Source organism: Rhodobacter sp. 4.3.4, assembly GCF_058724655.1.
The window spans coordinates 87148-106257 of sequence record NZ_JBZXDU010000002.1; the positions used below are offsets into that span (position 1 = coordinate 87148).

The 19110-nt window shown below is 63.2% G+C and carries 16 protein-coding genes and 2 pseudogenes; 7 read left to right on the forward strand and 11 right to left on the reverse strand.

The features are described 5' to 3' along the window. Position 1: 1 nt before the first annotated feature. The 7 genes from AC4PTB_RS17815 to istA all read right to left on the reverse strand — a co-directional run bounded on the left by AC4PTB_RS17815 (position 2) and on the right by istA (position 7782). Entirely contained in the window at positions 2–1783 is a 1782-nt protein-coding gene (locus AC4PTB_RS17815) for an MlaD family protein (protein ID WP_249306453.1), read from the reverse strand. Next, complete coding sequence (locus AC4PTB_RS17820; RefSeq protein ID WP_078542935.1) at positions 1728–2525, reverse strand: ABC transporter ATP-binding protein; 798 nt, start codon at positions 2523–2525, stop codon at positions 1728–1730. The genes AC4PTB_RS17815 and AC4PTB_RS17820 overlap by 56 nt, the downstream gene beginning before the upstream one ends. Next, the gene (locus tag AC4PTB_RS17825; protein ID WP_136906880.1) at positions 2522–3760 is read right to left on the reverse strand and encodes an ABC transporter permease; all 1239 of its coding nucleotides are present in this window, start codon (positions 3758–3760) and stop codon (positions 2522–2524) included. Before AC4PTB_RS17825 ends, AC4PTB_RS17820 begins: the two co-directional genes overlap by 4 nt. A 33-nt stretch (positions 3761–3793) precedes the next feature. Continuing rightward, positions 3794–4489 carry a DUF502 domain-containing protein gene (locus AC4PTB_RS17830; RefSeq protein ID WP_212635384.1) on the reverse strand — a complete coding sequence of 232 codons (696 nt, stop codon included), beginning with the start codon at positions 4487–4489 and terminating at the stop codon, positions 3794–3796. 179 nt (positions 4490–4668) lie between these two features. Next, positions 4669–5256, reverse strand: a complete 588-nt coding sequence (locus AC4PTB_RS17835) for a hypothetical protein (RefSeq protein WP_136906882.1) — start codon at positions 5254–5256, stop codon at positions 4669–4671. A gap of 215 nt (positions 5257–5471) precedes the next feature. After that, positions 5472–6263 (reverse strand): IS21-like element helper ATPase IstB, encoded by a 792-nt coding sequence (gene istB, locus AC4PTB_RS17840; RefSeq protein WP_136906884.1) that lies wholly within the window; start codon positions 6261–6263, stop codon positions 5472–5474. After that, entirely contained in the window at positions 6253–7782 is a 1530-nt protein-coding gene (istA, locus tag AC4PTB_RS17845) for an IS21 family transposase (protein WP_136906904.1), read from the reverse strand. The genes istB and istA overlap by 11 nt, the downstream gene beginning before the upstream one ends. A 202-nt stretch (positions 7783–7984) precedes the next feature. On the opposite strand from istA, the gene AC4PTB_RS17850 reads away from it, so the two are divergent. The 7 genes and pseudogenes from AC4PTB_RS17850 (at position 7985) to madM (ending at position 14639) form a co-directional block, all read left to right on the forward strand. Then, on the forward strand, positions 7985–9040 hold the full coding sequence (locus tag AC4PTB_RS17850; RefSeq protein ID WP_136906886.1) for a patatin-like phospholipase family protein: 1056 nt from the start codon (positions 7985–7987) through the stop codon (positions 9038–9040). 3 nt (positions 9041–9043) lie between these two features. After that, a complete protein-coding gene (locus AC4PTB_RS17855; RefSeq protein WP_136906888.1) occupies positions 9044–10423 on the forward strand; it encodes a GntP family permease in 1380 nt (459 codons plus the stop codon). A 260-nt stretch (positions 10424–10683) separates the two neighbouring features. Then, a complete protein-coding gene (locus tag AC4PTB_RS17860; RefSeq protein ID WP_136906890.1) occupies positions 10684–12360 on the forward strand; it encodes an alpha/beta hydrolase in 1677 nt (558 codons plus the stop codon). A gap of 15 nt (positions 12361–12375) precedes the next feature. Next, a pseudogene (locus AC4PTB_RS17865) lies at positions 12376–12600 on the forward strand (hypothetical protein); the annotation flags it as partial. Between the two features lie 149 nt (positions 12601–12749). Further along, entirely contained in the window at positions 12750–13214 is a 465-nt protein-coding gene (locus AC4PTB_RS17870) for an excisionase family DNA-binding protein (RefSeq protein WP_136906892.1), read from the forward strand. After that, positions 13211–13780, forward strand: coding sequence for a PIN domain-containing protein (locus AC4PTB_RS17875; protein WP_136906894.1), 570 nt, complete (start codon positions 13211–13213; stop codon positions 13778–13780). Before AC4PTB_RS17870 ends, AC4PTB_RS17875 begins: the two co-directional genes overlap by 4 nt. Positions 13781–13952: 172 nt before the next feature. After that, positions 13953–14639, forward strand: coding sequence for a malonate transporter subunit MadM (madM, locus tag AC4PTB_RS17880; RefSeq protein ID WP_249306457.1), 687 nt, complete (start codon positions 13953–13955; stop codon positions 14637–14639). Here madM and AC4PTB_RS17885 read toward each other — a convergent pair. From AC4PTB_RS17885 to AC4PTB_RS17900, 4 genes and pseudogenes are all read right to left on the reverse strand, one after another. Further along, positions 14572–15741, reverse strand: coding sequence for an ABC transporter permease (locus AC4PTB_RS17885; protein ID WP_136906896.1), 1170 nt, complete (start codon positions 15739–15741; stop codon positions 14572–14574). The genes madM and AC4PTB_RS17885 overlap by 68 nt on opposite strands. Beyond that, positions 15738–16889, reverse strand: a complete 1152-nt coding sequence (locus tag AC4PTB_RS17890) for an ABC transporter permease (protein ID WP_136906898.1) — start codon at positions 16887–16889, stop codon at positions 15738–15740. Before AC4PTB_RS17890 ends, AC4PTB_RS17885 begins: the two co-directional genes overlap by 4 nt. Before the next feature lie 4 nt (positions 16890–16893). Next, entirely contained in the window at positions 16894–17883 is a 990-nt protein-coding gene (locus AC4PTB_RS17895; RefSeq protein ID WP_131389224.1) for an HlyD family secretion protein, read from the reverse strand. 78 nt (positions 17884–17961) lie between these two features. Then, positions 17962–19102 (reverse strand): annotated as a pseudogene (locus tag AC4PTB_RS17900) (IS3 family transposase). Between the last annotated feature and the right edge of the window lie 8 nt (positions 19103–19110).

Below are 19110 nucleotides of genomic sequence, written 5' to 3' on the forward strand. Positions count from 1 at the left end.
GTTACTGGCGGAAGGCGGGCGTATTGGTTCCGCCGATAAAGAACCGGGCTGGATCGCGCCTGATCTGGTTGGTCAACTGATCGAGGTTATTGATCAGGTCACGCATTTCCCCTGCAAGACGGGTGTATTGCGGAAGTGCGCTCGTGGTGAATTCGGTGATCGGCGCGCCAGATGCTGTCGCGGTGCGGGCCACTTCGTCAAAGGCCAGCCGCGCTGCCTCGCTTGCCGCCTTGAGATCGGCCGTCACGCCGGGGATATCGGCCGAGACCTGCGCTATGGCCTGATCAAGATTGGCAATCGTCTGGCGAAGATCAGCGGTGATGGCGGCCACTTCGGTATTGATGACCTTGTCCGCACCGTCAAATGTGCGCTCGGCGGCAGAAAGTGTGCGCTCGCCCACCTCGAGTGCCGAATTGATCGAGGTCAGTGTATCATTTGCGCGCGTGAACGTATCGGTCACCGCGGTCACGGCCAGACTGGCGTCGTCCATCAGCCCATCGACCTTGCCACTGGCATCGGTCAGGCTTTGGCTGACGTCGGCAATCGTCTGGTTGGCCGTTTCCATGGCCGACCGGATATCAGCCATCAGTGCCGGAAGGTCGGCATTGGCGGCTTCGGAAATTGGCTTCAGTGCCGTCCGGGCCTCGGCTACCAGCGCGGCGCCGTCGATGGTCACCAGAGAGTCAAAATTGACTGCGGCCTTGTTGATCGTCTCCAGCGTCGCCGTAAGGTCGGCGATCATCGCATCGGTGACCTTGATGGTGGCTTCGGCTTCGGTCAGTCGCGCGGTGGCGGCTTCGCCGGTTTTGCGGAACTCGGCGACAAGACCGCGCGCTTCGGTCCCGATCTGTTCGACCTGCACCCGCAGTTCGGCGATGCCAAGACGCACCTCGTCTGTCGTTCGGAGCAGCTCATCATTCATGTAACGTTCAGCCGAAGAAAGGGTGCTCGTAGCCTGGTCCAATGCAGCGGTTCCGCTGGCAAGCGTCGTCCCCGAATCCGCGATCAGGACATCGACGTTCTTCAGAGTGCCCTCAGCTGTCTCGAACAGGCTTTCGGCACGCCCGGTGAGGCCTTCCAGCATGCCGTTGAAGGCTGAAATGTCATCCGCAAAGGCTGCAACCGACTCCGTGACAACTGAAAAATCCTCAAGTGCCTTTGAAAGGCCTGCCGAGGCCGTTTCCGCGTTGGCCAGGATGTTATTGATGCGCTGAATGTTCTCAGCGCTGGCAAGGTTTGACAGATCCTGCATCACCCGTAGCGCTTCTTCGACCAGTTGCGGCGCATCCTCGGTCAGGCTTTGCAGCACTGAACGACCGGCTTCGATCTTGGGCACGTCGTCCGGGCTGACGTCCCGCAACAGGGGATCAGAAGGCTCTCCGGGGCTGATACCAACAAACGAGACGCCGGTCACGCCCTGCGACTCGATGGTCGCCACAGAGCTTGTGCGGATTGGAACATCGGCGGCGATTTCCAGCTGGACACGCACTGTCCCATCGCCGTTCGGCGACAGGCGGACATCAACGACCTGCCCGACAGGCAAGCCTGCAAATCGCACGTCCGAGGCCTGAGCAAGCCCGGCAACCGACGTGAATTCAACGTCATAATAGCTGAACTGACGATCAAGCTGGAACTGCGCAAACCAAAGGAAAAATCCAAGGATTCCCAAAATCCCAGCAAGCGTGAAGGCACCGATCAGAATATAGTTTGCCTTGGTTTCCACTCGCTCAATTGCCCTTCCGTTCACTTTTTTCAGCCAGTGCCGCCCGGGCGCGTGGCCCATGGAAATAATCGTGAACCCATGGGTGATCGATATTCAGCATCTCGTCCATGGTCCCGGTTACCAGGACCTTCTTTTCCGCCAGCACCGCGATCCGGTCGCAGATTGCGTGGAGTGTGTCCAGATCATGCGTCACCAGAAAGACGGTCAAACCCATCGTATCGCTAAGTTGGCGGATAAGCGTATCGAAATCAGCCGCGCCAATCGGGTCCAACCCGGCGGTAGGTTCGTCCAGAAACACGATTTCGGGGTCCAATGCCAGGGCACGCGCCAATCCGGCCCGCTTTCGCATCCCGCCTGACAGTTCCGACGGGTATTTGTCTCCGGCCAGATAGGGCAGGCCCGACATCGATATCTTGAGGTCGGCCATGGCTTGGCGCAAGGCCGGATCCAGACCTTCGACCGAGCGCATCGGCACCTCGACATTTTCTCGAACATTGAGCGACGAAAAAAGGGCTCCATCCTGAAACATCACGCCCCAGCGCCGCTCCAGCGCGGCCCGCTCGGCCTCGGTCGCCGTGCGGACATTGGTTCCCAGCACCTCGATCTCACCGGCCGCTGGCCGTTGCAATCCGGCGATGGACCGCAAGAGCACCGACTTGCCGGTTCCAGACCCACCGACAACCCCCAGGATTTCGCCTCGGTAGACATCCAGATCCAGCCCGTCATGCACCACATGACTGCCGAACTGATTGCGGATCCCACGCAGGCGGATCACCGGCTCCCGGTCCGTGGGTACAGTCATATCCCCACCTCTGCGAAAAAGATGGAAAACAACGCGTCAATCACGATGACGGAGAAGATTGCCGTCACGACTGCGGCAGAGGTCTTCTGGCCGAGAGATTCCGCGTTGTTGCCGACCTGCATGCCGGCATGGCACCCCACGATGCCGATCACGATCGCAAAGAACGGGGCCTTGATCATGCCAACCATCAGGTGAGACACGTCGGTGCCTTCGATCAGCCTCGACTGGAACATGGCGGGCGATATGCCTAGCTCCACCCAGCTCATCAACCCGCCGCCCAACAGGCCCGCTGCATTGGCAATCATGCCAAGGATCGGCAGCATCAGCAGCAGCGCCAGCACACGCGGTACGATCAGCGCAGCAGCGGGATCGATTCCCAGCGTCCGCATCGCGTCGATCTCTTCGCGCATCTTCATCGACCCGATTGCTGCGGTGAAGGCCGAAGCGGTACGGCCAGCCACGATGATCGCGGTGAGAAGGATGCCAAGTTCGCGCAAGATCGAAACAGCGATGAGATCGACGACAAAGACCTCGGCCCCGAATTGCCTGAGCTGTGTCGAGCCCTGAAACGCAAGCACCACGCCGATCAGAAATGCCATCAGGGCGACGATCGGCACGGCCTTGACGCCGACTTCCTGGCAATGATGAACAAGCGCGGTCAGGCGGAATTCGGTCGGATGGAAAAGCGACCTGCCAAGTCTTGCGAGGAATAACCCGAGAAAGCCCAGAAGCTGGGTCAGAAACGTCCAGCCTGCGGCAACAGAGCGGCCGAAATCATCCAGCCAGGCGGCCAGCGAGAACTTCCGCCTTTTCGCGGATTCTACCTTCGGCAAGGCCTTGCGGACCGTTTCGACAAGCGCAGCGGCGTGCTCGGCGGCACCGGAAATCTGCAGGGTATGCCCGGCGGACTCCGCCACCTTTCCGGTATCGGCAATCGCCCATGCGGCAGCAGTGTCAAGCCGCTCCACGCCGGAAAGATCAACGGTAAGCGGTCCTGCCGCGGCAGCCTGCATCAACGTGCCATGCAGAGAAGTCAGATCGACGAGGGAGAAATGCCCAGCAAGACGCACAAAGACCACTCCGTCGTCGCGATCTGTCGTGACCGATGCCGATCCGCTGTTCAATTCGAAGATCCCAAACAACACTTGCCGATTGTTCTTGATACTTGTCGCGCCCGCCAGAAGCCAGACGCTGGTCACATCTGCGCCCGTATTTCCGATCAAGTATGCCGCCATCGGCCTTCCGACCAGGCAGGATTGCCGATTGCCTCATCCCTTTCCCGCTTCGGTAGGCTTTCGATGGTAGGCGATGCGGTCTGGCGCATTGGACCCGCCGGTGATGACAAAACTCATCGCCTGATCAAAGGTCCAGTCGGTGAAGGTCAGTTTGTTGACGGGAACGATCTCGATATAGCCCGACGTTGGATTCGGCGAGGTCGGCACATAGACCACTGCCAGTTCCTCCTCGGTGCTTTCGTCCTTCATGATGCGGGTGACCAAACCGATGGTCTTCATTTCGGGTGAGGGAAAATCGATCAGGACGACGCGCTGGTCTCCACCTTCGTTCGCGCTTCCCGCAACGGTCAGGAACCTTTTCGTCGCCCAGTAAACCCGCTCGACGAACGGAATACGGCCAATGAACCATTCGAAGATCAGGATCATCCTCTGGCCAACGACGCGGCTGGCACCCCAGCCGAGAAGCCACAGGAACCCCAGGACGACAAGCGCCGCGACGACGGATAGCAGGCGGTCGTCCTGGAGCCATGCAGCCAGAACCGGGTGATCCGGCGCTATTCGTCGGGCAATGCCCGTGACCCACGGCAATCCGGCCCGCGCCAGTTGATTGAACAGAAGGGACAGAATGATCCAGGTAATGATCAGGGGCGCCGCCGTGATCGTGCCGATCAGGATATAGCGACCGGCCGACTTCATGCCTTTGTGTGCCTCGGGTAGTGCCATGGTCATCAGCCCTTTCCTGCTCAGTCCGCCAAACCACCAAGGTTCTTGCAAGCCCGGCCAACGTTATCCAGCAATTCACAACGGCTAGGGTAGGCAGACCAGCCGTCGCCTCCCCAATGATGAGCGTATCGACCGTCATTTGCTCACCCGGTCCACGCGATGAGGAGCCGCGCCGCGTTTCGAGCTCAGTAGCGCGTGCGCGACCGCTCACGCGACGGAAGCTCTCCGGCATGATCCAGCGCGCCCGAGGGGGCCTTGCGGCGGGCCCGGTCCGAAAGCGGGCCTTTGCCTTCGTCGGCATCCGGGTCATTCGGGTGCAAGGAGCTGCCATCTTCCATCATCGGGTTCGGCCCGTCCTCGCCTGCCTTTTTCAATGCCATCGCTTTCAGCGCCAGATCGTGCTGGGTGGGCGCGTCGCCGCCTTCGCCCTCGGCGCTGTCATCGGCCGCGCCACCGCGCGCAGCACGCTCGGCCATCGCGCGCTCCAGTGCGGCGCCCAGATAGTCATGCTTGCTGAGCGTTCCGGCATTGCCGGTGGCAGGCGTGGCCCCGGCGGGGGCGCTTTTGGCGCGGGCTTCGCGCGCCTGCCGGTCGGCAATGTCGCGCGCCCGGTTGCGGCGGCTGCGCAGGCGGCTGATCAGGTCGGAAAGCTCCCGGTCCGAGAGCTGCCCCAGCGCGGGGTGGCGGGCCATATCCGCCATCTGCAGTTCATCGGCATCAAGGGCGCGGCTCTCTTCGGCGCCGGCAGGGGGGGTGTTCTGGGTGTTGGTCATTATCGTTTCCCTTTTTTGACAAGGTCTCAGTGCAAAGCTCGCGTCAGAACCTTTCACGCCTCTCGCAGATGCATGCTCAGTCTTCGGCCTCTGCCTTGGTGGCGTGCTCGGTGCCTGGTTCATGCTCCGGCGGGCTGTAAGTTGTTGATTGCCAATGAGATTTGACCCGGCATTGTCGCCGAGATCTGACCCATCCAGTTGTTATGTTCTGCGCGTCATGTTGGGGTCAATGCCGCTGTCTCCTTTCGTTTCTTTTTCGCCGTTTCGGAACTTGCTCTGAATCGATAGCTGTCATTGCCGGTCTCCAGAATGTGGCAGCGATGGGTGAGGCGATCGAGCAAGGCGGTGGTCATCTTGGCGTCTCCGAACACGCTGGCCCATTCGCTGAAGCTCAGGTTCGTGGTGATGACGACGCTGGTGCGTTCGTAGAGTTTGCTCAGAAGGTGGAAGAGTAATGCACCGCCGGAGGCACTGAACGGCAGGTATCCCAGCTCGTCCAAGATCACCAAGTCGGTTTTGACCAGTGCCTCGGCGACCTTTCCGGCCTTGCCCTGGGCTTTTTCCTGCTCCAGCGCGTTGACCAGCTCGACCGTCGAGAAGAAGCGCACGCGCTTGCGGTGATGCTCGATGGCCTGGATGCCAAGGGCTGTGGCAACATGGCTTTTCCCAGTGCCGGGCCCTCCGATCAGGACCACATTCTCAGCAGCATCGAGGAACTCGCAACGATGGAGCTGACGGACCAGAGCTTCACGGATCTCGCTTGCGCTGAAGTCGAAGGCGGACAAGTCCTTGTAGGCCGGGAAGCGGGCGGCTTTCATGTGGTAGGCGGTCGAACGCACCTCACGCTCGGCCATTTCCGCCTTGAGAAGCTGCGACAGGATCGGCATGGCGGCTTCAAATGCGGGTGAACCTTGCTCATGCAGATCCTGCACAGCCAGCGCCATGCCCGGCATCTTCAGGCTGCGCAACATAATGATCAGCGCAGCGCCCGCGGGATCATGACGCATGACGGGTTCCTTTCCAGGTGCGCAGCCCATCATAGCGCGCGACATTGGCCTCGGGCTCCTTGCTCAAAGACAAGGCTGCAGGAGGGTTCACGTCTGGCTGGTCGGTTGGTTTGCCATCGAGCAGCCTGTGGAGCAGGTTCAGCACATGGGTTTTTGTCGGCACGCCCGCCCCTAGGGCTAATTCCACTGCGCACAGCACTGCCTGTTCATCGTGGTGCAGCACAAGGGACAGGATATCGACCATTTCTCGGTCCCCGCCGGGCTGGCGCAGCATCTTCGCCTGTAACATGCGGAAGGGTTCGGGCATTTCCACGAAGGGGGCGCCATTGCGCAGCGCCCCAGGTTTGCGCTGAACCACCGCCAGATAGTGGCGCCAGTCATAGACAACGCGCCCCGGTTGGCGGTGCGACCGGTCGATGATGCGCTCATGCGTGCAAATCACGTGCCCCTCGGCGACAACCACCAGCCGCTCGGGGTAAATGCGCAGGCTCACTGGCCGGTTCGCAAAGCTGGCGGGCACAGAATAACGGGTGCGATCAAAGTTGATCAGGCATGTCGGCGCGACGCGTTTTCTTTCCTCGACAAAGCCATCGAACATTGTGGGGAGCGCCATCAGCGCAGGCTTCTCGGCCTCCCAAACATCGGCAATGCTTCCAGACAACGTGCCATGCGCCGTCTCAGCCCACAGCAGCTTGCAGCGGTCTTCCAACCAAGCATTCAGCGCATCCAGATCTGGAAAGGCTGGCATCAGCTGCCACATGCGATGGCGCGCGTCGCGGACATTCTTCTCGACCTGTCCCTTCTCCCAGCCCGCCGCCGGATTGCAGAACTCGGGGTCAAATACATAATGGCTGGTCATCGCCGTGAACCGCGCATTCACATCGCGCTTCTTGCCTATTCCGACCTTGTCGACGGCCGTCTTCATGTTGTCGTAGATACCGCGACCGGGCACGCCTTCGAAGACGCGGAAGGCATGCCAATGGGCATCAAACAGCATCTCATGCGTTTGCAGCAGATAGGCCCGAACCAGGAAGGCGCGGCTGTGCGACAGCTTGATATGCGCGACCTGCAGCTTGATCCGTTCGCCACCGACATAGGCCCAATCTTCGCTCCAGTCGAACTGGAACGCTTCGCCCGGTGCGAACACCAGCGGCACGAAAGTTCCACGATCCGTCGTCTGATAAGCGCGCTGACGTTCGCCCTTCCATTCCCGAACGAAGGCCGCAACCCGTTCATAGGAGCCGTCATATCCCAACTTCACCAGATCGGCGTGCATCAGCTTCGCCGTCCGGCGTTCTTTGCGTGATTTGTGCTGATCCGACACCAGCCATGCTGTCAGTTGAGTGGCATATGAATCCAGCTTGCTAGGGCGATCCAGCGTCTGAAACGTAGGTTCAACAATCCCCTCCCGCAAATACTTCTTGATTGTGTTGCGCGCCATGCCTGTGCGCCGCGCAATCTCGCGAATGGGCATCTTGTCTCGCAGCGCCCATGTCCTGATAACCTTCAAAAATCCCATGTCGATCACTCCATTTGCCCCCAGCTGGTTCAAGCCGGGAACAGGTTGCACATGGGTCAAATCTCAGTGACAATTTTGGCGGTTGCCGGGTCAAATCTCAGTGGCAATCAACATTCTTGCGTCAAAGTGCGCCTGTCTTGGGGTCAGCGTTGCCGGGCCACGCCTTTCCAAGTATGTTGCTGCAATGCAGCATGGAGATGGCATGGGCAACGTCAACACTTGCAAGAAGATCAACCTGGCACTTCAGGGCGGCGGATCGCATGGCGCCTTGACCTGGGGGGTTCTGGATCGGCTTCTGGAGGACGACAGGCTTGAGATCGCCGAAATCAGTGGCACAAGTGCCGGGGCGATGAATGCCGTTGTGCTGGCGGATGGATTCGAGCGCGGCGGGCGCGAGGGCGCGCGCGCAGCCCTTGAAGGTTTCTGGCGGGCAATCAGCCAGGCGGCGCTGGCCTCGCCTTTGCAGCGCAGCCCGCTTGACCGGATGCTGGGGCGTTTCAGCCTGGATGCGTCTCCGGGCTATCTGTTCTTTGAAAGCCTGAGCCGCGTGATGTCGCCTTATCAGCTGAACCCGCTGAACCTGAATCCGCTGCGCGACCTTGTGGACCGACAGGTGGACTTCGGCAACGTGAACCGATGCAAGGCGATTTCGGTGCATGTCACCTCCACGCATGTCCGCTCCGGGCGTTCGCGCATCTTTTCGCGCGGGGACGTGACGCTGGACGCGGTGATGGCCTCGGCCTGCCTGCCGCAGATCTATCCGGCGGTTGTGATCGACGGCGAACCCTATTGGGATGGGGGTTACAGCGCCAATCCCGCGCTGATGCCGCTGGTGGTCAGCCCCGCAAGCCCCGACATCGTGATCGTCCAGATCAACCCGATCGTGCGCCACGACACCCCGACCTCGGCCCGCGAGATCATCAACCGTGTCAACGAGATCAGCTTCAATACCGCGCTGATCAAGGAGTTGCGTGCCATCGCGCTGATGCAAGAGATCGTGCGGGCCAAAGGGATCGACCTTGGCGCGGCGGGGCAGACCCATATCCACCTGATCCACACAGACGCCGAGGTGCAGGATCTGGCCGCCTCCAGCAAGATGAACGCGGAATGGTCCTATCTGAAGCTGCTTTTCGAACGCGGGCGCAGCTGGGCCGACACATGGCTGGCCGCCCATTTCGACAAGATCGGCAAGGAGTCCTCGTTCGACCTGGCGGCATTCTTCGATGACCCGCAGACCACGGCGAGCCGGGGGTTCTAGGCGATGATGGGCATCCTTGTCATCCTTCTGGCCCTCGGATGCCTGATGTTTCTCGCCTATCGCGGGCTGAGCTTGCTGTTGCTGGCTCCGGCGATGGCGATGCTGGCGGTGCTTTTGGCCGAAGGTGGCCCGTTGCTGGCCAGCTATACGCAGGTGTTCATGCAGGCCACCGGCGGCTTCATCATCCAGTATTTCCCGCTGTTCCTGCTGGGTGCGGTGTTCGGCAAACTGATGGAGGCGTCCGGCTCGGCGCAGGTTCTGGCCAATGGCATCATTCGCGGGCTGGGGCCGGCCCGGGCAATCCTTGCGGTGATCCTGTCCTGTGCGGCGATGACCTATGGCGGGGTGTCGCTGTTTGTCGTGGCCTTCGCCGTCTGGCCCATCGCATCGGCACTGTTTCGTGAGGCTGATCTCCCCAAGGTCCTGATCCCGGCGACCATTGCCCTGGGGGCGTTCACCTTTACCATGACGGCACTGCCGGGCACGCCCGCCATCCAGAACGCGATCCCGATGCCCTATTTCGGCACCACGCCCTTTGCCGCGCCGGGGTTGGGGTTGATCACTGGGGCGCTGATGCTGGGACTGGGCTGGGGCTGGCTGCAATACCGCGCGCGCGTGCTCGGTCCGGGGTATGGGGAACCGGGCCGCAACGACATCGGGCGCAGCTCCGGTGCAGCCCCCAGTCTATCGGTGGCGGCTTTGCCGCTGGTGCTTGTGCTTGCGTTGAACCTTGCCTTCACCTTCCTTGTGATCCCGGCAATGGACACCCGCTATCTGGCGCTGCCCGAATACGGCGCAACCGACGCTGGTGCGCTGCGTGGAGTGTGGTCGATCATCGCCGCTCTGACCCTGGCCTCTCTGGCGCTGGTCACCATGAACTGGCGGCGTCTGGCGACGGGACTGTCCGCGACGCTGGACGACGGCGCCAGGGATGCTTTGAAGCCGATCTTCAACACCGCAAGCCTTGTGGGCTTCGGTGCCGTGATCGCCTCGCTATCGGCCTTTGGACTGATCCGCGATTGGGTCGTGACGGTGGGCGGGGATAACCCTCTGATCTCGCTGGCGGTCGGCACCAGTCTTCTGGCCGGGATGACGGGATCGGCCTCGGGCGGCATGTCGATCGCGCTATCGACCTTGGGCGAGACCTATCTGGCCATGGGCCAGGCTGCGGGAGTTTCGCCCGACCTTCTGCACCGGGTGACCGCTGTTGCGACAGGTGGGCTGGACGCGCTGCCGCACAATGGCGCAGTGATCACCTTGCTGACGATCTGTGGCCTTACACACCGGGAAGCCTATCGGGACATCTTCATGGTCGCGGTGGCGATCCCGGTCATTGCTCTGGTCGCGCTGGTGGCTGCGGGCACGGCATTCGGCAGTTTCTGACGCGCCAGCGTCCGGACTCTCCCGGTCATGCCAGATGTCCCGGTGCCGCTGGGGCGCGCTGGCAAGAGGAACTCACAAAGCGGACTGTGATTCCCTTTTGTCAACATGTCCTGGGCGCTGCAAAGGTCGTTGCCGATGCGTCGCGTGGCCTTTATCTGAAGCCTGTGCGGCGGACGGCTCAGACGAGCCATTTGCGATTGCCCGGACCGCGTCGCAAAACTGCTGTGAAGCCCATGGGGCAACGCCAGATCGAGGGAAGAATGGCCAGGCGGCATATCGCAAATATCATTGGTCCGTTCTCCATACCCTGCCTTTTGCTCGGCCTGTTGTTTTTTGCTGCCTCCCTGACTCCCTCGCTCATCCCGCGTGGTCCGACGGTGCAAGGCATCCTTGGCGGGCTTGTCATGGCAATCGGATACTTGATCGGGCAGATCGCCGGGCTGATCTGGCGGGCTGCGGATTTCCCCGTTCTTTCAGGACGACCCGCAAAGGCGCTGACCGCGTTGCTCTCGGTCCCGCTGATCGCGTTTTTTCTCTGGGTGCTCGGATCAAGTCTGGTCTGGCAGAACGACATCCGCATGAAGATGGGAATGGGGGAGGTCGACGCGCTCAATCTCGCAACAATCCTGTTCCTTGCTTTCGCGACCTTCGCAATGGCCTACGCAGCAGGCCGCCTCATCGCTTCACTTTTCCGCCTGATCCGCTCCCGGCTTTTGCGCGTGATGCCTGCACGGCGCGCAAATGTGCTGGGTGTTGTCGTGGTCGCGGTGATCCTGCTCGTGGTAACCCGAGAGGGTATCGTGGATCATGTGGTGACGGGGCTTGATGAAAGCTACGAGAAAGCGCAGGAGTTGTTCCAGAACGCTCCGCCCCGTCCTGACGATCCGCGCATGACCGGAAGTGCGGAATCGCTGATCGATTGGGCGGCCATAGGCAGATATGGTCGGGATTTCATTACATCTGGCCCGACTGCCGATGATATCGCAGCCTTCACCGGTCGGCCTGCGCTCCATCCGATCCGGGTCTATGTCGGGCGCGCTAATGGCGAGACGCCTCAGGAAAGAGCCGAACTGGCCCTGGCCGAGTTGATCCGGCAGGGAGCGTTCGAACGCGAGGTTCTGATTGTCGCCAGCCCCACGGGCACCGGCTGGATGGATCCGGGCTCGCAGGATCCCGTCGAGTATATGCATGGGGGAAACATCGCCACGGTCGCGGCCCAGTATTCCTACCTGCAATCGCCGCTGGCGCTCATCCTTGAAACGAATACAGGCCTTGAACAGGCGACAGCTCTTCAGGAGGTGGTGCACGGGTACTGGAGTACGCTGCCCGATGACGCGCGTCCCCGCTTTTACGTCCACGGGTTGAGCCTTGGTGCCTGGTCGTCGATGCATGCTACGAACATGTTCCGCTTGCTGGACGATCCGATCAACGGCGCGTTCTGGGCCGGACCGCCGTTCCCCTCGACCCTATGGAATTATTTCCAGAACCATCGCAACCCGGGTACGCCCTGGGTCCTGCCGGATGTCGGAAACGGGTCGCTGGTCCGTTATGCCTCACACACCGCCGATGCGTCGCAGGCCGAGGCTGCGTGGGGGAGAATGCGCATCGTTTTTCTGCAATATTCCAGTGACCCGGTTGTCTTTTACGATCCGCGTTCGCTGTGGCGCGCACCGCCCTGGGTGCGGGACCCGCCAGCAGAGGACATGTCAGAGCATTTCATGTTCATGCCTGTCGTGACGCAGTTTCAGCTGGCGCTCGACCTGGCGCTGTCTTTCGGTGCCCCGACCGGCCACGGGCATGCGTATTATGCGCAGGATTACATCGGGCCATGGGTTCAGGTCACAGCGCCGACAGGGTGGTCAGAGGAGGACACCGCGCGCCTCAAGGTGCATTGCGATCTTGGTTTCAAGCAAGGATGCGTGAACGGCTTGCAATAGGGTCTGCACGGCCGGACCGCTCGGGCAGAGGCCAAGAAGACGCCGGCTTCGGGCAGGACGCCCCCGGTCTTTCGCGCCGCACTGTCCGAGTTGCCGCTTTTATCCGCTTCGATGGCCGCGGCCATTACCGGCGGCGGCCGCGCCGCGGTCCAGCGCAACCTCGCATTGATGGAAGCGCGGGGTCTGATCCGCGAGGTGACAGGACAGGGGCGATTCAGAATGTGGTGCATTGCGAACTGAAGGTTAGAGCGGGTGTTGACGGCCCAATTGGCAGTAGCGATGACCGCGAGCGCGCGGCAGGGCGCGCAGAAACTCGCCAACACTAAATGCATTTGTTGCACTTATTTCATATATGGTGGTAGAGAACAGAAACCGGAGAGGAGACCACCATGAACATGCTGGCACACCGACATCTTCCACCCACGCCGCAGGACTCAGCGATCGCGCGCGTTTCTGGCCAGGCATTGTCACGCTTCGCCCAGGCGCGCGCGCCGTTGAAGCTTCGTGTGACGGACTCCGAGCAGATGGAGCCGATCGAGCTTCCTGCGGGCGCCGTATCGCTGCTTATGGAGATCCTCGAAGCGATGGCAGCGGGGCGGGGTGTCACCATCATCCCCGAGAACGCCGAACTCTCGACCGTACAGGCCGCTGAGGTTCTGAACGTCTCGCGTCCGTTCCTGATCAAGCTGCTCGAGGATGGTGCCATACCGCATCGAAAGGTCGGCAAGCATCGCCGCGTCCGTATGGAAGACGTGATGTCCTACAAGGCCGCGATCGATACCGAGCGTGAAGCTGTGCTCGATCAACTGGCCGCCGACGCTCAAGAGCAGGACATGGGCTACCGCTCGAAATGAGCCAGTACACGGTCCTGTTCGATGCGAACGTCCTTTATCCCGCGCCGATGCGCGATGCACTGATGCAGTTGGCGGTCACAGACCTTTTCAAGGCCAAGTGGACGGCCGACATCCATCGGGAATGGATTGATGCGCTTCTGCGCAATGAACCTCATCGGGACCGCGCCGCGCTGGAGCGAACCCGCGATTTGATGGACAGGGCCACACGCGACTGTCTGATCACCGGCTACGAGGCATTGGTGCCGGCCCTGACACTGCCGGACCCTGACGACCGGCACGTTCTGGCGGCGGCAATCGTTGGGCGCTGTGACGCCATCGTAACTCAGAACCTTAAGGACTTCCCAACAGAGGCACTTGCGCCTTTCGGTATCGAGACCCAGCACCCCGACGACTTCTTCCGGAACCAACTGTCTCTCGCACCCGGTCTAGTCTGTTCTGCGCTGCGGAAAGTTCGCGCGCGCCTCAAGAATCCTCCCAAAAGCGTAGACGAGTATCTCGCGATCCTGACGCAGCAAGGGCTGGTCGCTACTGTTGCCGACCTGGAGCAATTCGCTGACCTGCTTTGACCCTAGAACTGCCCTGACTGAATACGTTCTGGCCAGAGTTGCGGCACCCGATCCCTCGTCACCGCGAAATTTCGCCTGCCAGGACTGCACGCCCGTGGACTGCGAGAGTCGCAGTGAATCTCGGGCAACCGAACTGCCGGATCACAGCGGCAATGCGCGCATCGTACGCGGCTTGTCCTATCAGCTGTCCGACCGGCTGACGGCGGGTCGGCTGCACGGATCGGCAGTGGCCATCATCATCGGTCTGATCCTGGCCTGGATCGGCGGCATGATGACCGGGGGCAGCCGCGGGCTGGCGGATGTGCCGCTGTTCACCGGGATCGGGCTGATGGGGGGCGCGATGCTGCGCGACCTGGCCATCGTCTCGACCGCTTACGGCGTCGACATGCGCGAGATCCGCAAGGCCGGCGCGGCGGGGGTCAGCGCGCTGGCCTTGGGGATCGTGGTGTCCTTCGCGGTGGGCGCGGCGATCGCGGCGGCCTTCGGCTATACCGATGCGGTCAGCATGGCGACGATCGGCGGGGGTGCGGCGACCTATATCGTGGGTCCGGTGACCGGCACCGCCTTGGGCGCCAGTTCCGAGGTCATCGCCCTGTCGGTCGCTGCGGGGCTGCTGAAGGCGGTGCTGGTGATGATCGGCACGCCGCTGGTCGCGCCGCTGATCGGGCTGAACAACCCGAAATCGGCCATGGCCTATGGCGGGCTGATGGGCACGACCAGCGGCGTGGCCGGGGGGCTGGCCGCGACCGACAAGCGGCTGGTGCCCTATGGCGCGATGACGGCGACCTTCTTCACCGGGCTGGGCTGTCTGATGGGGCCGTCGGTCCTCTATCTGGCGCTGCTGGCCGTGACGGGCTGACCGTCTCGACCGCCAGCACCACGAGGCCCAGCCCCGCGACCAAGGCCCACAGATGCCACAGGATGGGCGCGATCTCGGGCAGGGTCGCGCCCATCTGCGTGACCCGCACCAGCCCGTCGATGGCCGCCGTCGACGGGATCAGCTGCGCCAGCGCGTTGAGATGGGCCGGGATCGCCTCGACCGGCCAAGCGAAGCCCGACAGGAAGAAGAACGGCATCCCGAGCGCCAGCAGCACGACCTGCACGACCTCGCCCCGCCGGAACAGCGCCGCGACCAGCTGCGCCAGAAACCCGGCCGCCAGCAGGAAGGGCAGGCCCAGCATCATCAGCGCCCCCGGCCCGCCCAGGATCGGCAGGCCATAGAGCACCGGCAGCACGATCAGATAGACCGGCAGCAGCCCCGCCCAGATGGCCAGCCACGCCCCCGCCCGGCCCAGCAGCCGCCAGACCGGATGGCCGGGCAGCGGCCCGCGCCGGGTCGCAGCCAAGGCCAGCCCCATCATCATCGTCTGCTGCAGGATCAGCACGAAGGCCGCGGGCAGCACATAGGTCGCGTAGCCCGCCGCGGGGTTGAACAGCGGCACCTCGATCTGGTTCGCGGGGCTGACCTGGGCGGTGGCCACGGCGCGGGGCGTGCCTTGGGCGATCAGGCGCCCGGCCTCGACCTCGGCGCCCATCTGGCGCAGGGGGACGGCGGCGCCCTGCATCACGCGCTGATACATCAGGAAATAGCTGGCATCGGCATAAAGCGCGACGGGGCTCTGATCGCCGCGCAGCAGGGCGCGTTCGAACCCGTCGGGGATCAGCATGACGCCATAGGCGCGGCGTTCATGGACCAGCCGCGTGGCCTCGGCCATGTCGGGGGCGTGGTGGGTCAGGGCGACCGCCTCCGACGCGTCCACTCGCCGCGCCAGATCGGCCGATGCGGTCGAGCCGTCCTGATCGACCAGCACCACCGGCACGTCACGCAGCAGTTCGGCCCGATAGGGCAGCGGATAGATCACCGCATAAAGGATCAGCGCCAGCAGCACGATCATCCGCACCTGTTTGTCGCCCAGCACGGCGGCCAGTTCCGCCCGAAAGGCGGTGGCAAGCGCGCTCATGGCGCGGCCTCCTGACGGGCCAGGCGCGACAGCTGCGCCAGGATCAGCGCCGCCAGAACGCCCGCGATCACCGCCAGCCACAGGACCGACATGGCGGATATGTCCAGGGGCGTCGCGCGCAGCGACTGGTCGATGCGCAGCTGCACATACCAGGTGCCGGGAATGGCCGCGCCCCAGGCCTGGGCCAGGGTCGACATCGCCTCACGCTGGAAACCCAGGCCCATGAATCCGAAGGCCGGCGCGGTGATCAGCGCGATCATGCTGGCCGCCCGGCCCATGTCGCGGGTCAGCACAAAGGCCAGCGCCCCGATCATCTGCGACGCCAGCACGAACAGCACCGCGCCCAGGGCCATCAGCCACAGCGACCCGCGCAGCGGCACCGCCAGCCAGCCATACAGCGCCACATCCGACAGGCCCAGGAGCAGCAGGAAGACGACCGTATAGGGCAGGATCTTGCCCAGCATCGCGGGCAGGATGCCGCCCGCCATCCGCATCAGCACGCGCGGATGCCGCCCCGGGCCGAAATCCAGCGACACGGCATAGGCGGTCGCGGCGGCGGCGATGATCTGCAGGACCGTGGGGATCAGCGCGGCCAGCAGGAAATGCACATAATCAAAGGCCGGGTTGAACAGCGCATGGGCCTGCATCGGGATGGGCTGCAGCGCGACCATGGCCTGCACGGGCGCCTCTCCCTGACCCTGGCGCACCGACAGGCGCAGGCCCGCCAGCGCCGTGTCGATGGCATTGCGGGCGCCGCGGGCGACCAGCGATCCGGCGCTCATGTGCTGGTTGTCGTAGAAGGTGACGATCTCGGGGCGCGCGCCCCGGGTGATGTCGCGTTCCAGGTTCTGGGGCATCAGCACCGCGCCGCGCACCGCACCGGACACGATCAGCGACCGCGCCTCGGACAGGTCTGATGCGCGATGGGTCACGGTCAGTTCGGGCGCCGCGTCCAGCATCCGCGTGACCGCCCGCGACAGGTCCGACCGGTCCAGGTCGATCACCGCCACCGCCATGCCCGTGGGAATGCCTGCGCGAAAGATGCCGCCCAGGACCAGCAGCATGATCAGCGGCAGCACGATCACCAGCCCCGCCAGCGCCGGGCGGCGCGGCAGCAGGCGGATCTCGCGCGCCATGACGGCCAGCATGGCCCTAGCGGTCCAGCTGGATCAGCGCGGACATGCCGGGGCGCAGGCCCTCCAGCGGCGCGACGGGGCGGGCCCGCAGCTCAAAGCTGCGCAGGTCGAAATCGCCCGTCGCGCGGGTGGCGCGCCAGCTGGCGAACTGGCCCTGCACGTTGATCAGGGTGATCTCGGCCTCGGTCTCCGTGTCCAGCGCGGGGATGCGGATGGTCAGCCGGTCGCCCATCGCCAGCCCCGCCAGCAGGTCCTCGCGCAGGTTGAAGGTGAACCAGGCCTGGTCCAGATCGACGATGGTGAACAGCGGCGCGCCCGGGCCGACATTCTCGCCCAGCTCGATCGTGCGGCCAGAGATCTCGCCCGACATGGGCGCGAAGATCCGCAATTCGTCCAGATCGGCCTGGCGTTGGGCCAGCGCGGCCTCGGCCTGGGCGACCTGGGCCGCGGCGACCTCGCGTTCCTCGGGCGAGGCCCCGGCCCGGGCCAGGTCCAGCTGCGCCTCGGCGGCCTCGACCCGGCCTGCGGCGGCGTCGAGGTTGCGCGTCGACTGGTCCAGCGCCGCCTGCGGGCGCAGGCCCTGCTGCGACAGGCCCGTGTCGCGGCCCAGCTGCTCCTCGGCCAGGCGCAGATCGGCCTGGGCCGCGGCCAGCTCGGCCTCGCGGGCGCGGATCACCTCGGGGCGGGTGGCGCCGGCCGCGGCCTCCGAGGCGCGGGCGACCTCCAGCCCTGATGCTGCGGCGGCATGGGCGGTGACCAGCTGCGGGTTCGACAGTTCGGCCAGCAGCTGGCCGCCCTCGACCCGCTGGCCCAGATCGGCCTCGATCCGCGTGACCCGGCCCGAGGTGCGGGCCGAGACATCGACCCGCGGGGCCGCGACCTCGCCCTGGATCAGCAGGGGGCCGGGGCGCGTCGCCCACCAGACGGCACCGATGACCAGCCCGGCCAGAACGGCCAGGACCAGCAGCGGCAGAAGGGATCGGCGGGGCGCTTGGGCAGGTTTCATCGGTTCGGTCCCTGACATTCGACTGAGGGCCAGACTACGCCCGGCCCGCGCCGGGGACAATGAATAGCCCCGGGTTTTCTAGACACTTTCGTGTTTCATCACCTGCCGCCGTTCGAACTCCGCAGGCGACAGCATCCCGTTCCTCGCATGCTTGCGCTTGGGATTGTAGAACATTTCGATGTAATCGAACACATCCTGCCTTGCCTCTTCGCGTGTCCGGTAGGTTCTGCGCCTGATCCGTTCGCGCTTGAGCAGGTTGAAGAAGCTCTCGGCGACAGCGTTGTCATGGCAATTCCCGCGGCGGCTCATCGAATGCTCAAGATTGTGGCTACGCAGGAAGGCCGTCCAGTCCATGCTTGTGAACTGGCTGCCCTATCGGAGTGGATCAGCACCTTTCTCTTTGGCTTGCGACGCCAGACCGCCATGAGCAAGGCCTGCAAGACGAGATCTGTCGTTTGCCTGCTTTGCATTGACCAGCCGATCACACGCCGGGAATAGAGGTCGATGACCACCGCCAGATAGGCGAAGCCCTCTTGCGTCCGGATGTAGGTAATGTCGGTCACCCAAACCCTGTCCGCCGTCTCGACATCGAACTGCCGATCAAGGGTGTTGTCGACGATGACCGAGGGCTTGCCGCCATAGCTGCCGGGGCGGCGCTTGTAGCCGATCTGTGCCTTGATCCCTGCAATCTGGGTCAATCGGGCGACCCGGTTCGGACAGATGTTTTCGCCCTGTTCGACCAGATCATCGTGCAGCTTGCGGTAACCATAGACCTTGCCGCTCTCAGCCCAAGCTTTCTGCAGCAATTCTGTCTGGCGCTTGTCTTCGTATGCCCTCTTGCTCAGCGGTGCCTGTAGCCAAGCATAGAACCCGCTCGGTTGGATGCGCAGGCACCGGCACATGGCCCGCACCGAAAACTGCCCCCGATGCTCGGCCACGAACGCGTATCTCACTTTGCATCCCTGGCGAAATACGCGGTGGCCTTTTTTAGGATGTCACGCTCCTCGGACACCCGCGCCAGTTCCCGCTTCAGCCGCCGGATCTCAGCATCTTTATCGGCATCGCCCGAGGTCGCCTTCGCAAACTTGCGCTTCCAGGCATAGAGCGAGTGCAAACTCACCCCCAACCGTTCCGACACCTCTTTGATCGGGTAGCCCCGTTCGGTGATCTGCGCGACCGCATCACGCTTGAAATCGTCGCTGAAGTTGCCTGTGCCCATCATGGCCT

Coding starts and splice junctions, on each gene's coding strand:
- AC4PTB_RS17815 (WP_249306453.1), bottom strand. CDS start 1,783: ATGGGCCACGCGCCCGGGCGGCACTGGCTGAAAAAAGTGAACGGAAGG.
- AC4PTB_RS17820 (WP_078542935.1), bottom strand. CDS start 2,525: ATGACTGTACCCACGGACCGGGAGCCGGTGATCCGCCTGCGTGGGATC.
- AC4PTB_RS17825 (WP_136906880.1), bottom strand. CDS start 3,760: ATGGCGGCATACTTGATCGGAAATACGGGCGCAGATGTGACCAGCGTC.
- AC4PTB_RS17830 (WP_212635384.1), bottom strand. CDS start 4,489: ATGACCATGGCACTACCCGAGGCACACAAAGGCATGAAGTCGGCCGGT.
- AC4PTB_RS17835 (WP_136906882.1), bottom strand. CDS start 5,256: ATGACCAACACCCAGAACACCCCCCCTGCCGGCGCCGAAGAGAGCCGC.
- istB (WP_136906884.1), bottom strand. CDS start 6,263: ATGCGTCATGATCCCGCGGGCGCTGCGCTGATCATTATGTTGCGCAGC.
- istA (WP_136906904.1), bottom strand. CDS start 7,782: ATGGGATTTTTGAAGGTTATCAGGACATGGGCGCTGCGAGACAAGATG.
- AC4PTB_RS17850 (WP_136906886.1), top strand. CDS start 7,985: ATGGGCAACGTCAACACTTGCAAGAAGATCAACCTGGCACTTCAGGGC.
- AC4PTB_RS17855 (WP_136906888.1), top strand. CDS start 9,044: ATGATGGGCATCCTTGTCATCCTTCTGGCCCTCGGATGCCTGATGTTT.
- AC4PTB_RS17860 (WP_136906890.1), top strand. CDS start 10,684: ATGGCCAGGCGGCATATCGCAAATATCATTGGTCCGTTCTCCATACCC.
- AC4PTB_RS17870 (WP_136906892.1), top strand. CDS start 12,750: ATGAACATGCTGGCACACCGACATCTTCCACCCACGCCGCAGGACTCA.
- AC4PTB_RS17875 (WP_136906894.1), top strand. CDS start 13,211: ATGAGCCAGTACACGGTCCTGTTCGATGCGAACGTCCTTTATCCCGCG.
- AC4PTB_RS17885 (WP_136906896.1), bottom strand. CDS start 15,741: ATGAGCGCGCTTGCCACCGCCTTTCGGGCGGAACTGGCCGCCGTGCTG.
- AC4PTB_RS17890 (WP_136906898.1), bottom strand. CDS start 16,889: ATGCTGGCCGTCATGGCGCGCGAGATCCGCCTGCTGCCGCGCCGCCCG.
- AC4PTB_RS17895 (WP_131389224.1), bottom strand. CDS start 17,883: ATGAAACCTGCCCAAGCGCCCCGCCGATCCCTTCTGCCGCTGCTGGTC.